The organism is Variovorax sp. Soil_C_12, from assembly GCF_057657375.1.
On sequence record NZ_JBDGIO010000011.1, the window covers coordinates 129,685 to 143,113 of the forward strand.

14 protein-coding genes are annotated in these 13,429 nt (G+C 65.1%); 11 read left to right on the top strand and 3 right to left on the bottom strand.

Annotation, left to right across the window (positions count from 1 at the left end):
* The first annotated feature begins 39 nt into the window (after nt 1-39).
* A complete protein-coding gene (locus AC3A6X_RS25715) occupies nt 40-390 on the top strand; it encodes a hypothetical protein (protein WP_487844835.1) in 351 nt (116 codons plus the stop codon).
* Here the strand turns inward: AC3A6X_RS25715 and AC3A6X_RS25720 are convergent, their stop codons facing one another.
* Nucleotides 391-1,734 (bottom strand): TAXI family TRAP transporter solute-binding subunit, encoded by a 1,344-nt coding sequence (locus AC3A6X_RS25720; RefSeq protein WP_487844836.1) that lies wholly within the window; start codon nt 1,732-1,734, stop codon nt 391-393.
* A 28-nt stretch (nt 1,735-1,762) separates the two neighbouring features.
* On the opposite strand from AC3A6X_RS25720, the gene AC3A6X_RS25725 reads away from it, so the two are divergent.
* The 9 genes from AC3A6X_RS25725 to argC all read left to right on the top strand — a co-directional run bounded on the left by AC3A6X_RS25725 (nt 1,763) and on the right by argC (nt 10,899).
* A complete protein-coding gene (locus tag AC3A6X_RS25725; protein WP_487844837.1) occupies nt 1,763-2,671 on the top strand; it encodes a helix-turn-helix transcriptional regulator in 909 nt (302 codons plus the stop codon).
* 74 nt (nt 2,672-2,745) lie between these two features.
* Nucleotides 2,746-2,970 (top strand): hypothetical protein, encoded by a 225-nt coding sequence (locus AC3A6X_RS25730; RefSeq protein ID WP_487844838.1) that lies wholly within the window; start codon nt 2,746-2,748, stop codon nt 2,968-2,970.
* A 526-nt stretch (nt 2,971-3,496) separates the two neighbouring features.
* Nucleotides 3,497-3,775 (top strand): hypothetical protein, encoded by a 279-nt coding sequence (locus AC3A6X_RS25735; RefSeq protein ID WP_487844839.1) that lies wholly within the window; start codon nt 3,497-3,499, stop codon nt 3,773-3,775.
* A 6-nt stretch (nt 3,776-3,781) separates the two neighbouring features.
* A complete protein-coding gene (locus AC3A6X_RS25740) occupies nt 3,782-5,059 on the top strand; it encodes an HlyD family secretion protein (RefSeq protein WP_487844840.1) in 1,278 nt (425 codons plus the stop codon).
* Nucleotides 5,060-5,066: 7 nt separating this feature from the next.
* The gene (locus tag AC3A6X_RS25745; protein WP_487844841.1) at nt 5,067-7,166 is read left to right on the top strand and encodes a peptidase domain-containing ABC transporter; all 2,100 of its coding nucleotides are present in this window, start codon (nt 5,067-5,069) and stop codon (nt 7,164-7,166) included.
* A gap of 21 nt (nt 7,167-7,187) precedes the next feature.
* Entirely contained in the window at nt 7,188-7,970 is a 783-nt protein-coding gene (locus tag AC3A6X_RS25750) for a LuxR family transcriptional regulator (RefSeq protein ID WP_487844842.1), read from the top strand.
* Nucleotides 7,971-8,361: 391 nt separating this feature from the next.
* A complete protein-coding gene (locus AC3A6X_RS25755; RefSeq protein WP_487844843.1) occupies nt 8,362-9,234 on the top strand; it encodes an alpha/beta hydrolase family protein in 873 nt (290 codons plus the stop codon).
* A 10-nt stretch (nt 9,235-9,244) separates the two neighbouring features.
* Nucleotides 9,245-9,757, top strand: a complete 513-nt coding sequence (locus AC3A6X_RS25760; RefSeq protein WP_487844844.1) for an N-acetyltransferase family protein — start codon at nt 9,245-9,247, stop codon at nt 9,755-9,757.
* 161 nt (nt 9,758-9,918) lie between these two features.
* Complete coding sequence (gene argC / locus AC3A6X_RS25765) at nt 9,919-10,899, top strand: N-acetyl-gamma-glutamyl-phosphate reductase (RefSeq protein ID WP_487844845.1); 981 nt, start codon at nt 9,919-9,921, stop codon at nt 10,897-10,899.
* Between the two features lie 220 nt (nt 10,900-11,119).
* Here the strand turns inward: argC and AC3A6X_RS25770 are convergent, their stop codons facing one another.
* On the bottom strand, nt 11,120-12,148 hold the full coding sequence (locus AC3A6X_RS25770) for a P1 family peptidase (protein WP_487844846.1): 1,029 nt from the start codon (nt 12,146-12,148) through the stop codon (nt 11,120-11,122).
* Between the two features lie 94 nt (nt 12,149-12,242).
* Complete coding sequence (locus AC3A6X_RS25775; RefSeq protein ID WP_487844847.1) at nt 12,243-12,893, bottom strand: cation efflux transmembrane domain-containing protein; 651 nt, start codon at nt 12,891-12,893, stop codon at nt 12,243-12,245.
* A 55-nt stretch (nt 12,894-12,948) separates the two neighbouring features.
* Here AC3A6X_RS25775 and AC3A6X_RS25780 point away from each other — a divergent pair, with 55 nt between their 5' ends.
* The gene (locus AC3A6X_RS25780; RefSeq protein WP_487844848.1) at nt 12,949-13,422 is read left to right on the top strand and encodes a Cd(II)/Pb(II)-responsive transcriptional regulator; all 474 of its coding nucleotides are present in this window, start codon (nt 12,949-12,951) and stop codon (nt 13,420-13,422) included.
* Nucleotides 13,423-13,429: the final 7 nt, after the last annotated feature.

The window sequence follows — 13,429 nt, forward strand, 5'->3', positions numbered from 1 at the left end:
CACTGCGATCGATCGACCTGCAGTCGAAGGGGGGTGATCGTGAAGAACCTGCCGCCGGACTTCTGGCTGGCCGCCATCGGCTGGGCCTACCTGCTCACGAACGCCTGCCGCGTGCTGACCTACGTGCCGCAGATCGTCGTGGTCTGGCGTTGCCGCGACGGTGCGCAGTCGATCTCGCTGACGACCTGGGGATCGTGGAGCGTGTCGCACCTCACCGCACTGCTGTACGGCGCCCTGGTGGTCGCGGATGCCTTCCTCGTTGCGGTGTCGCTCATCAACCTCGCCGGCTGCAGCGTCGTCACCTGGATCGCGTACCGCCGGCGGCGCGCCCATGCACGCATGTATGCGACGCCTGAGCCCGTGCGCCGAGCGAGCACCGATTCCGCCTGACTAGCCAGCCGGCTGCGGCATCCGGGCCAGCACCCGCTTGCGCACCGCGTAGATGTTGTTGCGCAGCGCGTAGAGCTCTTCGGCATACGACAGCGGCACCGCCACCTTGTTGACCACGCGGTCGACGTTGTCCAGCTCCTCGATGAGCGCCTCGCGCCCGCCCTTGCCGGCTTCCAGCTTGTGCTCCACCTCGCGCAGCCGCGCGTACCAGCGGAACACGCGCCGGCGCACGCGGAACTGGTAGAGCGGCGGCACCACGCGGCTGAGCGGCAGCATCAGCACCAGCAGGCCGCCGAGCACCAGCCACATGCGCTCCACCAGGTTGCTGGCCCAGAAGGGCAGGTAGCGCTGCCAGAAGGGCGGCGTGCCGTTGATGGCGCGGTCCCCCTCGGGGCTGACGGGCAGTTCGCTGGTGCGGGTGTTCGGGAAGTCGCGCGCGCGGTTGAACCAGCCCGCGCCGCTGTGCAGCGTCTGGGCACTCTGCGCGAAGAGCTGCCGCAGGGCGGGGTGCGTCTTCTCGCTGGCCAGCAGCGAGGTGGTGGCCGCGAGCAGTGGCTTGTCCTGCGGCGGCAGGTCGGTCGCCAGGTCGACCACGCCGCGCGGCAGCGTGACGGGTTGGAGGAATGCGAAGCGGCGCGAGTAGGCGTCGCTCTGGTCGAACTCCATGAGCCGGATGTCCGGCGCGCGCAGCAGCCGCTGCACCAGCGGCGACTGCGGTGCCGAGGCCAGCACGATCACGTCGAGCAGCCCGGCCTGCAGCGCCTCCGTGGCCGGCGTCTGCTCGAGGTTGGACAGCTGCAGCGCCTGCGGCTCCATGTGGTTGGCACGGAACATCCGTTCCATGATCTCGGGCACGCCGCTGCCGGGCTTGTCGACGTTGACGCGCAGGTCCTTGAACTGGGCGATCGAGCTCAGCCGGCCGGTCTTGCGGTCGATCGCGTGGGCCGCGTCGGCGCGGTAGAAGAACCACAGGGGCTCATAGAACAGGCTGCCCAGCGAAGTCAGCCCCGCTTCCTCGTCGGCCACCGGCTCGGCGCTGCCGCCGCGCACGAAGCCCACATCGGCGCCGCCGCTGCGCAGCAATTGCAGGTTGTCCTGCGAGCCGTCGGTGGGCTTGAGCACGACCTCGATGCCGTTGGCTTTGAGGGCCGCCGCGTAGCGCTTGCCGAACTCGGCATAGGCGCTGCCCGCGGGGCCGGTGGCGAGGGTCACGTGCTTGGGCGGCTGTGGATCGAGCCACCAGTAGGCGGCGATCAGGAGGCCGATCACGATGAACACCACCGGGCCGGCGGAGACGATCAGGTCGCGGATGGACAGGAGGATGAGGCGGACGGTGCGGGGCATGCGGTGGGCGGGTAGGGGCTCAAGCGCGGTGGGCGCACGGCAGCGCATTTTGATTGGCTTTTTGCGCTGGCTCGGTTACAAAGCGCGACGATTTCAGGGATACGAAAAAATGAGAACACGAACGTCCAGGGATGCTTTGGCCAGTGCCGCGCGGCTCATCAGCGATGCCGACAGCTTGAAGTGGTGGGTCGAGGAACTGCTGAGCACCGTCCTGCCGAACGCTGAGGTGTTATGCGGGCAGTCGGTCCCGCATTCCGGCGGCTATTCGGCGATCCAGACCTGGAGCTTTGGCTTGCCGCCCCTCTACCAGGCCGCGATTGCTTGCGTCGGCGGCAATGTGCGAAACCCGATCCTGACGCGGCTGATCCAGTCCGGCGGGCCCGAGTTCTTCGACGTCGAGCAGGACCGAGGTGCCGACATCGACCCTTTGTGGCGCACGACCTTCCGGCGCGCCGGTTGGCGAAACCTGTTGGCGTTTTCGCATCTGGAGGGCGAGGGAAACGAGCGGGTGCTTACCGCGGCCGCCTTCTACGACGTGGGACCGGAGGCGGTCGCCGATCGCCATGCGCTGCAGCGGCGGGTCATGCCGGCGATGCACGCCGCGCTCAGCAGCCTGTATCGCTGCGAGCAGGCCAACGCCCTCTCCAACGCTGTTGCCCCTTTGATGGCGTTCACGCTCGCCGAGCGCGCCGTCCTCGACCTGCTGCTGCAAGGCATGACCAACAAGGAGATCGGCCGGCAACTCGGCAAGAGCGGCGAGACCATCAAGCGGCAGCTCGCCGTGTTGATGAAACGAACCGGCGCGAGGAACCGCGTGGAGTTGGCGCACCGGGTCCTTTCGGGCGGGGCATCGGGCGCGGTGCAGCCATCGGTGCCTTCGCGCATGAACGGCTTTGACCCGATCGGGTCATTTCGAATAACCCGATCGGGGGATTGAAGCGGCGGCGCGTTTCGCGCCAAATCCCGGGTCTTGTGGCGATGCATCGCCGACAGCCGACCTGCATGGGACCAATGACCAGTTTTGCCACGAAAGTAGTCTTGTTGTTCAAGGCGATTGCAGTGCTGCTTTTGTTGGGTTGTTCGATGGTTGCGGTGAGTCAATGGATATTTCCATTGATCTTGCCGTGGGAGTTTGCTGTTTATTACGGAATCGGTGCAGTTGGGGTGATTGCAGCGGTTGCGTTGGGTGCATTTATCAATGCCCTGAAAGCAAAACTGACAAGTGAGGGTAAATGAATTTGGCTGCAATTTTGCGGTCAAATCTCATGGGAAAATTATTTCATGAGAAGTTAAAGGGAAAGATGGAAAAAATGAAAATTGAGACTAGCCGCATGCTCGGAACGACGAGGGCCAGTGGAATTCGAAGTCTCACCGACGATGATGCTCGTCTACGGAGGTGAAGCGGGCTGCGGTGCTGGCGGCTCGAGCTGCGGCGACGGAGGATGTGGAGGCGGCGGTTGCTCGGATTCTTCCAGCAGTGCAAGTCCCTTCGGAGCGATCGCTTCGGCGATCGCGGGGATCGGAGCAGCTATCGGGTTGGCTGGCGCCGCGACGCCTGCTGGCGCGATAGCTGCAGCGCTTGGCGCAATTGCAGCCGGAGTCAACGCTCTCGGCAATTCAGTTGGTGCTCAGGGCGCGTCATCTATGCCTTCGGTCAACCAAATGGGCGACCCTGTAGGCGGACCGTAATCGACATTTCATAAAACGATTGAGGCCCAGGCTGGCCTCAATTTTCTTAAAGAAGAATTATAGGAGGAGTGACATGCCGACCGCTGAATCGAAACCTCGTTGCCGCAACTGTGGGGGTGGTGATCATTATTTGACAGAGGTTAACGCGGGTGGCGGTATTTTTCCCAGCGTATTGCCTTTGGGTTTTGCCGAGTGGTTGAAAAACCCCAGGTATCGTCTTCGCGTGTGCGGCACGTGCGGGTTGACAGAGTGGTTTGTGGTGGAAGAATTCTTGGGGGCGGTAAGAGAAAAATTTATTCCTGAGAACTCATCATCCCCTCATGTCGAGGATTCGACTCCGGATTCACAATGAGGAGCCATGGAGTCCCATTCTTCCGTTGAGAATCCGCTTTTTCGCCAGGAGGTTTTTGCGGCGCGCCAAGACGCGTGGCTCGGCGAAATCGTCGTCAGCAGACCCTTTTCTTTCGTCGCACTTTCCATTGGCTTTGCCGTCCTTGCCGGGAGCTTGCTTCTCTACCTGGTTGTCGGTCAATACACCCGAAAGATTCGCGCCAGCGGCTATCTCGTGCCCAATGCCGGAGTCGTCAAAGTGACGGCTTCGCAAGCCGGCATCGTGACGCGGCTCTCGGTCGTGGAAGGTCAGCGTGTCGCGCTCGGCGAAACATTGGCTGTTATGAACTCCGAACGCTTCACGGGCGCCGGCGATGCGCTGATCGAAATCGACAAGCAACTCCAGCTTCGCCGCACGTCGTTGAGGCAGGAGCGGGCCAAGCTCGATGAACTTCACGACCAACAGCGCAAAGCACTCGGCGATCGCCTAATCAACCTGCGGACCGAGTTGGCGCAGGTACGAACGACCTTGTCGCTTCAACAGCAACGGATTCGCCTCACCGACCAGATGCTCGCCAGGCAGCGCGAACTGCACGCTGCGAAGTTTGTCTCCGACATGGCGTTGCAGCAGAAGGAACAGGAGCGCATGGCCGATCTGGCAGCGCTCGAATCGATTCGTCGCAACGAGACCAGCTTGCTGCGCGACACGGGCGCGGTCGAGGCCGACGTGGCAGCGCTGCCTGCGAAGCACCTCAACGCGCTGGCGGCGAACGATCGCGCTCTTTCTTCGATCGAGCAGGATCGCGTCGAGAACGAATCCCGGCGCGAGTTGTTGCTGAAGGCACCCCAGGCTGGGGTGGTGACCGCAATCCTGACGGACCGGGGCAAGCTGGCAGTGCCCGGCCAGCCCTTGCTCAACCTCATCCCGGAAGGATCGGAGCTGCAGGCGGACGTGTACCTCCCTTCCAGGGCGGCCGGCTTCGTGCGCCTGGGAACCCGAGCCCTTTTGCAGTTCCAGGCCTTCCCCTATCAAAAGTTCGGAAGCCACGAGGCACGCGTGATCAAGTTGTCCCGGGTCGCCGTGAGCGGGAGCGAGTTGCCGTACCCGCCACCTGCTGCAGCGCCGAGCGAGTTGTTCTATATCGCGAGCCTCGCTCTCACCAAGAAGTCGGTGTCGGCCTATGGCAAGGAAGAACCCCTTCAGCCGGGCATGGGCTTCGACGCCAACCTGATTCTCGACACGCGCACTCTGCTCGAATGGGTGTTCGAGCCGCTGTTCTCCATCTCGGGCAACTGGATTCACTGATCCATCGATGCTCGAAGGTCTTCAGTTCGGCTTCGGCCGCAAGCTGCGCCTCGTCCTGCAGACCGAGGCCGCCGAGTGCGGCCTGGCCTCGTTGGCGATGGTGGCTGGCTACCACGGCTACGACACGGATCTGCCGAGCTTGCGTGCCAGGTACGCGGTTTCTCTCAAGGGCGCCACGCTGGCGCACTTGATGAAGATCGCCGAGGCACTGGGGTTTCAAACCCGACCCTTGCGGCTCGGCCTGGAAGATCTGGACAAGCTGGAAACACCCTGCATCCTGCACTGGGACCTCAAGCATTTCGTCGTGCTACAGCGTGTGCGTCGTGAGTCCATCGACATATTGGACCCCGCACACGGCTCGCGAACGCTGACGCACGATGAGGCGGGGCGCTCGTTCACGGGCATCGCGTTGGAGATGGTTCCGGGCCTCTCGTTCAAGCCACGGAAAGAGCGGCAGCAATTGCGGCTCGGTACGCTTCTCGCAAGGGCGCGCGGTCTGCGCCGCTCGCTGGTGCAGGTGCTCGTTCTCGCAGCCGCGCTGGAGGCGTTTGGCCTGGTGCTGCCCTTCTTCTCGCAATGGGTGATCGACGACGTCCTGGTCTCCGGCGATGCGGACCTGCTCGCGGTGCTGATCGCGGGCCTGGTGCTCGTGGGCAGCTTCCAGGTTGCGGCCGGCTGGGTGCGCGCAAAGGTTCTCTTGCACCTGACGACCACACTGAATCTGCAATGGACGAGCAGCAGCTTCGCGCATCTGCTGCACCTGCCCATGGCCTGGTACGAGAAGCGGCACCTGGGCGATATCGTCTCGCGCTTCGGGAGCATCGGCGCACTGCAGCAAGCGCTGACCGGCGGCATGGTGGGGGTCGTCGTCGACGGCATCATGGCCACGATCACCTTGATCGTCATGCTGTTCTACAGCCCGCAGTTGGCGGCAGTCGCCAGCGGCGTGGTTCTGCTCTACACCCTGATTCGCGTCCTGCGCTACGGCGCGCTGCGCAGTGCCAGCGGGGAGCAGATCGTGCGCTCGGCCAAGCAGCAGAGTCACTTCATGGAAAGCGTGCGCGGCATTCAGGTGCTCAAGCTCTTCAACCGCGAGGAAGACCGGCAGCGCAGGTACATGAACCTCGCGGTCGCGAGCACCAATGCAGGGTTGACGGTGCAGCGGCAGATGATGTTCTTCAACGCGCTCAACGCCATGCTGATGGTGCTGGAGAACGCCGCGGTGCTGTATCTGGGTGCGAGGCTCGTCCTGGGTGGCCAGCTGTCGGTCGGCATGCTGATCGCGTTCCTGGGCTACAGGACGCAGTTTGTCGGTCGGGCGTCGGCCCTGGTCGACCAGCTCCTGTCGTTCAAGATGCTGGGCTTGCAAACCGAGCGGCTCGCCGACATCGTGTTGGCCGAGCCAGAATCGGTGCGCGATGCTGCCCTTCATCGTTCGCAGGAAGGCATTGCCGCTTCCATCGAGCTCTGCAATGTCAGCTTTCGGTACGCGCCGGACGATCCCTGGATCCTGAAGGATGTGAGCCTGAAGATCGAGCCCGGCGAATCGGTGGCGATCGCAGGACCTTCGGGCTGCGGGAAGACGACCTTGCTCAAGGTCATGCTGGGACAACTGGAGCCGCAGGAGGGCAGCGTCAGCGTGGGTGGCGTCCCGCTTCGGCAGCTCGGCTTGTGGCACTACCGTGAGCAGATCGGCGTGGTCATGCAGGACGATCGCCTGTTCGCCGGCTCGATCGCCGAGAACATCAGCTTGTTCGATGCCCAGCCCGATCACGCTCGCATCGAAGAGGTCGCGCGGCTGGCTTCCGTGCATGACGAGATTGCCCGCATGCCGATGGGCTACAGCACCCCTGTCGGAGACATGGGAAGCGCCTTGTCGGGTGGTCAGCGCCAACGGGTCGTGCTGGCACGGGCGCTTTACAAGCGCCCGCGGATCTTGCTGCTGGACGAAGCGACGAGCCATTTGGACACCGTGACCGAAAGCGTGGTCAACAGCGCGGTGCGGCAGTTGGACATCACGCGCATCGTCATCGCCCATCGTCCGCAGACCCTGGAAGCGATGGGGCGTGTGATCCATCTGCTGCACTGCACCCGTCTCCATGGGTGAAGTCATCGTGCGGCTCAAAAAATGAAAACCGAAACGTCGAAAGACCTTCTGGAGAGCACCGCGCGCCGCGTGGTCGATGCAGAAACGCTGACGGTGTGGGCGCAGGGGCCCGTTCGGGCCGTTCTGCCCCATGCGGCGATGCTCTGCGGGCAGTCGGTCGCTCACTCTGGCGGCTACACCGCGATCCAGGCATGGAGTTTCGGTGTGCCGTCGGCGTACAGGGCGAAGATCGCATGCGTGGGTGGCAATGCGCGCAGCCCGATCCTCACACGCCTGATGCGTACGGGCGACCCGGAGTTCTTTGACGTCGACGATGAGCGCACAGACTTCGATCCCGCATGGCGAGGCAACTTCAGATTCGCCGGGTGGCGCAACGTGCTGGGTCTTGCATATTGCGACGGCGAAGGGGATCAATTGCTGTTGACCTCGGCGGCCTTCTACAACGTGAACTCGGGCATGGAGACGCAAGGCCGTGTGCTCCAGCAGGTGGTGATGCCGCACCTGCATGCTGCATTGAGGCGTGTCTATCAAGCTCAAGCGCGCCCCGGCCCTCCCACATCGGTGGCAACTCGCACGTTGACGCTCGCGCCTACCGAGCGGGCAATCGTCGACCTCTTGCTGCGTGGGAAGACCAACAAGGAGATCGCAAGACAACTCGGAAAGAGTGCTGAGACCGTCAAGCATCGGCTCTCATTGCTGATGCGCAGACTCGAGGTGAGGAATCGGACCGAACTGGCGCACCTGGTTTCGACGAATGAAATGGCTTCATCTCCTGAGCACAACGCCACTAGCAGCGGCCCATGAGGTCGTCAATACACCCGATCGGGGGTATGGATGAACTCACTCGGCCTGAATACAGTTTGTGACGCGGCAGACACCCGATGATGAGCTTCTGCCGTTGGCGGTGCCCGCAGAGGCATAGACATGAACTCGACAGGGAAACTGAACATGTCCTTCATCGACATGGTAGGCCAGCCCAAGCTGAATGCTTGGTCTTTTCGTGAACTTGCTCCCAGTGAGCTGCACTTCGTTTCGGGGGGTGACGATGGTGGAGGGTGCGGGCCGGGGGATTGCGGCGACTGCGCCTCTGGAGGGGACAGTGTAGACATCCCGAACTACCCTGGCCTGTTTGCCAAACTGTTCGGGTATTGACGCCACTTCGTCCCGCATGCGGTGGTAAAGGGCTGCAATGTCGATGGCGAGCGAACTCCGCCGAAAGATCCTCCTGGCCGCGGCGTCGGTGAGTGCCCTAAGAGCCGCAGCACAGCCCTTGGCGCAGTCGGATGAACTCATCGAGGAGGTGATCCGCTTTCCGCTGGTGGATGGTGATGTCGACTACCAATTGGAAATGACGCTGATGCGTCCGCCGACCATCGACATCAGGCTCCCGGTCCTCCTGATGAACCATGGTGTCCCTGCCAACAAGAGCCAGGCAGCGCTGCTCCGGCGCGCGAGGCCTGTCTCGCAAGCGCGGTTCTTCGTATCAGCCGGCTTTGTCGTTGCGATTCCGATGCGACGCGGCTACGGCCAGTCCGAAGGCGGCATGCCTTCCTTTTCCTGTGACATCCATCGCACGGCGTGGGAGGAGGCCAAGGACATCGACGCCGCAGTACGACATCTGCAGTCGCTTCCATACACGAGACCGGACGCGATCGTCCTGCTTGGGGTCTCCGCGGGGGCGCTGGCGTCCTTTGCGGCGGCGGCAAGAATCGGTCCCGCGGTACTGGGCGTGATCAATTTTTCCGGAGGCAGGCGACTGAGAGGGCCGATGGCCAGGGATTGCTATCCGCAGGAATTGCTCTCTTCCTTCTCCCGATTCGGTTCGGAAGTATCAGTGCCCACGCTGTGGCTCTATTCTCCGAATGACGTGGTGTTTCCCGCACCCCTCGTTGCCGAGTGCCTGCGGCTTTTCAAAGCATCGGGCGGTACGGCCGAGTTCTCCGAAGTGCCGATCTATCGCGGCGATCCGCACGACATCTTCTCCAATGCCGATGCGATGCCGATCTGGGCTGCGAGGATCCGGTCGTTTCTAGGCGATCGATCGATCGGGGCTCGGAAGGTCGGCTGACCTGGAAGGCGTGCCCGACGTGATCATTCGTCCTGCGGTGCCTGGCGATGCGGCTCGCTTGCTGCGGTTGCGTCGCTGGCTCGCTGCCGAGACGCCCTTCATGCTGCTGGAGCCTTCGGAATGTCGTCACTCCGCGCGGGACGAGGCGCAGCGCATTCGCCTGTTCAGCGCTCGATCCCATTCGCTGATCCTGGTGGCCGAGCAAGGGCGGGCGCTGGTCGGTACCCTGGCCGCCATCGGCGACGATCTGCAGCGGCTTCGTCATGCCGCTGCGCTTGCCCTCGGTGTGGCGCAAGCGCACTGGGGCTGCGGCATCGGTTCGCGCCTGATCGAGACCGCCGTGGCGTGGAGCCGCGAGCAGGGCATCCGCCGGCTGGAATTGACGGTGCCCACGATCAACCTGCGCGCCGTCGCGCTGTGCCTTCGCGCCGGTTTCCAGGTCGAAGGGCTGCGTCGCGCCTCGCTCGCCCTCGAGGGACGCTATGTGGATGAGTACCTGATGTCGGCAATCGAGAGCGGTTAACCCAACTCGGAAGCGATGGGCGTGTGATCCGTCTTCATGGAGCGTCCGATTGCAGCCTGAACCGCAGACGCTCCGCCTACGACGAACCCCAGGCCTCAGCTGCCTGTGGGTGACTGGGCTCCACTACACTTTGCCGCTCACACCAGCGACAGAGCAGCACCATGAGTATTCGCGTCGGCATCGTCGGGATCAGCGGCTACGGCGGCGGTGAGGCGATGCGCCTCGTCGCGAGCCACCCGTCGTTCGAACTGGTTTATGCCGCTGGCGATGGCAGTGCGGGTAGCCGACTTTGCGACCGCTTTCCTGGCGCACCGGCCAAGCTGGCCGATCTTGTGATCGAGAAGTGGGACCCGAGCGCACTGCCGAAGCTCGACGTGCTGTTCGCGTCGCTGCCGACCGGCGCTTCGGCCGACGCACTGGCGTGCGTACCGAAGGAAGTGAAGATCGTTGACATCGGTGGTGACCATCGCTATTCCGAGGGCTGGGCTTACGGCCTGGCCGACGTGTGGCCCGAGCAGATCAAGGGCAGGAGCCGCATCGCCAACCCCGGCTGCTTCCCCGCGGCCTCGCTCATCGCGCTGGCACCGCTGCTGGCCGACAAACTGATCGAGCCGAGCAACATAGTGATCGACGTCAAGACCGGCGTCTCCGGCGCCGGCCGGGGCAGCGGCGACAACAAGTTCAGCTACGCCGACGTGAACGAGGACTTGGCGCCCTACGGCCTGCTCAAGCATGTCCATATGCCCGAGATTGAGAAGACGATCAGGCGCCTGAGCGGCGGGGGCAACTCGGCCGGGCTGGTGTTCACACCCCACCTCGTACCGATGACCCGCGGCATCCTCGCGACGATCTACTGCCGCGGCCGGGTGACGAGCGAGAAATGCTTCGACGCGGCTAGGCAGTTCTACACCGGGCGGCCATTCGTCCGCGTGACGGACAAACCGCCGCACACGAAATGGGCCACCGGCTCGAACCTTGCGTTCGTCAGTTACGCCGCCGATCCGGAGCGCAACCTTGTGATTGCGATGGGCGTTGTGGACAACCTCGGCAAGGGGGCGGCCGGCCAGGCTGTGCAGAACGCGAATCTGATGTGCGGCCTACCGGAGACGGCGGGGCTGGACGGCGCGCCGGTGTGGCCGTGAAGTCCGCTGCGGGGCTGCACATGCCTGAGCAAGGAGCGTTTCGGGGCGAAATGACCCGAAAGGGCGTTCGCTTTTGGTCCGCACGCTCTCGCTGAGGAAACTCGAACAAAGCCGATTCGCGCGCCCGTTGAGCGAACTGCGTCGCCGCGTGATCGGGAGGGTCTGCCCCGCCCCGCCACATTTCTGGCCTGCGGCCGTGCCCGACGTTCGAGAAGTGCGTCTACCCCAGCTCCGACGCGCTCGGAAACACGGTCCCCGCAACCCGCACCGTGCGCGCCGCCAGCACCGCCCGCAGCGTCGCCCGCGCCACGACCTCCGCCGCCATCGTGCCCAGCACCGTCATCCCCGGCGCGTCGCCCTCGAGCGGAACGCGCCCGGTGGCGAGCGCGAAGAGTGTGTCGCCGTCACTCATCGTATGCACCGGGTTGATCGCGCGCGCCAGGCCGTCGTGGGCCACGGCCGCGAGGCGGTTGGCCTGGACCTTGGTGAGCCGGGCGTCGGTGGCGACCACGCCCAGCGTGGTGTTGGTGCCCGCCAGCAGCGGCTGCGGCAACTCGCCGCGCAGCAAGGCGCGGCGGGTGTCGAGCAGCGCGCGGCCATCCTCGGTGCGGGCGCCGGCCACCACCTGCGCGGTGTCGGGGTCGAGCACATCGCCCAGCGCGTTGCAGGCGATCAGGGCGCCGACCGTCACGCCATTGACAGTGACAGACGCGGTGCCGATGCCGCCCTTCATCGCGCGATGCACGCCGAAGAGCTTGCCCACCAGCGCGCCGCTGCCGGCGCCGACATTGCCCTCTGCCGGGGCTGCGCTCGACGCGGCCTCGCAGGCCGCGTAACCGGCCGCGGCATCGGGCCGGATGCGCGCGTCGCCGAGCGGCAGGTCGAAGAGCACGGCCGCCGGCACGATCGGCAGCGTGCCGAAGCGCACGTCGAGGCCGACGCCGCGCTCCTCCAGCCAGCGCATCGCGCCCTCGGCCGCCGCCAGGCCCCAGGCGCTGCCGCCCGCGAGCATCACGGCATGCACCTGCCGGACGAAGTTGCCGGGCGCGAGCAGGTCGGTCTCGCGCGTGCCGGGCGCGGCGCCGCGCACGTCCACGCCGGCCACCGCGCCTTCGCGCGCCAGGATCACGGTGCAGCCGGTGGGCCGGCGCGGGTCGCTGAAATGGCCGACCTCGATGCCGGCGACGTCGGTGATGGCGCCCGCGCGCGGCGCCGGGGAAGAGGAAGGAGAGGAGGGCTGATGGGACATCGCCGACGATTATGGAACCGCCGGCCCAAGCGGCTCACTGGCGTACCTTCGCCTTCGGCGGTGGTGCTGTTCGCCAGGGGAGCGGCCAGGCGGCTCAGGCCCGCGTCGCCCGGCCCGCATCAGTGCGGCCGAGCTCGCCGCGCGCCTGCCGCAGCACCGACCAGCCGCCGCTGAGCGCCAGCGCCGCCATCACCGCGGCCACCGCCAGGTCGGGCCAGGCCGAGCCGGTGCCGAAGACGCCGAGGGCTGCGAGCATCACCGCCACGTTGCCGATGGCATCGTTGCGCGAGCACAGCCAGACGCTGCGCATGTTGGCATCGCCCTCGCGGAAGGCGTAGAGCATGAGGGCGACCGCCACGTTCACCCCCAGCGCGAGCGTGCCCACCAGGCCCATGGTCAAGGCCTCGGGCGGCACGCCTTGCATCGCCGACCACAGGGTCTTGCCGGCCACGAAGAGGCCGAAGCCCACCATGCTGAGCCCCTTGAGCACGGCCGCGCGGGCGCGCCAGGCGAGGCCCATCGAGAGCACGGCGAGCGTCACGCCGTAGTTCGCCGCATCGCCGAAGAAGTCGATCGCATCGGCCAGCAGCGAGACCGAGCCCGAACGGAAGCCGGCGCCGATCTCGACCGCGAACATCGCCGCATTGAGGGCCAGCGCCACCCACAGCACGCGCCGGTAGCGCGGGGTGTCGGAGGCCGTGAGGTGTTCGTGGTCGTGATCGTGTTCGCAGCAGCTCGCAGACATGGTTTCTCCAGTGATGGCAGCATTGGAAAGGTTGAAGTCACTGGAAGGTCAACCCATGCCTGTCGCAAACCTGCCCTCGGACCAGGGTTACCGCATCGGCGACGCCGCCGCCCGAAGCGGCCTGAGCGCCACCAACATCCGCTACTACGAGAAGGAGGGCCTGGTCGCACCGCAGGCCCGCGGCGACAACAGCTACCGGCTCTACACCGATGCCGACGTGCATCGGCTGCGCTTCATCCGCCTGTGCCGCGCCATGGACATGTCGCTGGACGAGGTGCGCGCGCTGCTCGGGCTGGACCTGCGCAGCAAGGCCGACTGCGCCGCGGCCAGCGTGGCGCTCGACACGCACCTGGGCCACGTGCGCGAGCGGCTGTGCGAGTTGCGTTCGCTCGAGAAGGACCTGATCGCGCTGCGCGACTGCTGCGACGGCAGCGATGCCCAATGCCACATCATCGAGACGCTGCATGCGCGCGCCGATGCACAGCCCTCGGGCGAGGCGCGCGGGACGCGGGCCACGCGCCACGTCTAGCATCGCT

What these genes read in the sequence shown, in the direction of transcription:
- AC3A6X_RS25720 (WP_487844836.1), bottom strand. Translation starts at nt 1,734, where the DNA reads ATGCCCCGCACCGTCCGCCTCATCCTCCTGTCCATCCGCGACCTGATC.
- AC3A6X_RS25730 (WP_487844838.1), top strand. Translation starts at nt 2,746, where the DNA reads ATGACCAGTTTTGCCACGAAAGTAGTCTTGTTGTTCAAGGCGATTGCA.
- AC3A6X_RS25735 (WP_487844839.1), top strand. Translation starts at nt 3,497, where the DNA reads ATGCCGACCGCTGAATCGAAACCTCGTTGCCGCAACTGTGGGGGTGGT.
- AC3A6X_RS25740 (WP_487844840.1), top strand. Translation starts at nt 3,782, where the DNA reads ATGGAGTCCCATTCTTCCGTTGAGAATCCGCTTTTTCGCCAGGAGGTT.
- AC3A6X_RS25745 (WP_487844841.1), top strand. Translation starts at nt 5,067, where the DNA reads ATGCTCGAAGGTCTTCAGTTCGGCTTCGGCCGCAAGCTGCGCCTCGTC.
- AC3A6X_RS25750 (WP_487844842.1), top strand. Translation starts at nt 7,188, where the DNA reads ATGAAAACCGAAACGTCGAAAGACCTTCTGGAGAGCACCGCGCGCCGC.
- AC3A6X_RS25755 (WP_487844843.1), top strand. Translation starts at nt 8,362, where the DNA reads ATGGCGAGCGAACTCCGCCGAAAGATCCTCCTGGCCGCGGCGTCGGTG.
- argC (WP_487844845.1), top strand. Translation starts at nt 9,919, where the DNA reads ATGAGTATTCGCGTCGGCATCGTCGGGATCAGCGGCTACGGCGGCGGT.
- AC3A6X_RS25770 (WP_487844846.1), bottom strand. Translation starts at nt 12,148, where the DNA reads ATGTCCCATCAGCCCTCCTCTCCTTCCTCTTCCCCGGCGCCGCGCGCG.
- AC3A6X_RS25775 (WP_487844847.1), bottom strand. Translation starts at nt 12,893, where the DNA reads ATGTCTGCGAGCTGCTGCGAACACGATCACGACCACGAACACCTCACG.
- AC3A6X_RS25780 (WP_487844848.1), top strand. Translation starts at nt 12,949, where the DNA reads ATGCCTGTCGCAAACCTGCCCTCGGACCAGGGTTACCGCATCGGCGAC.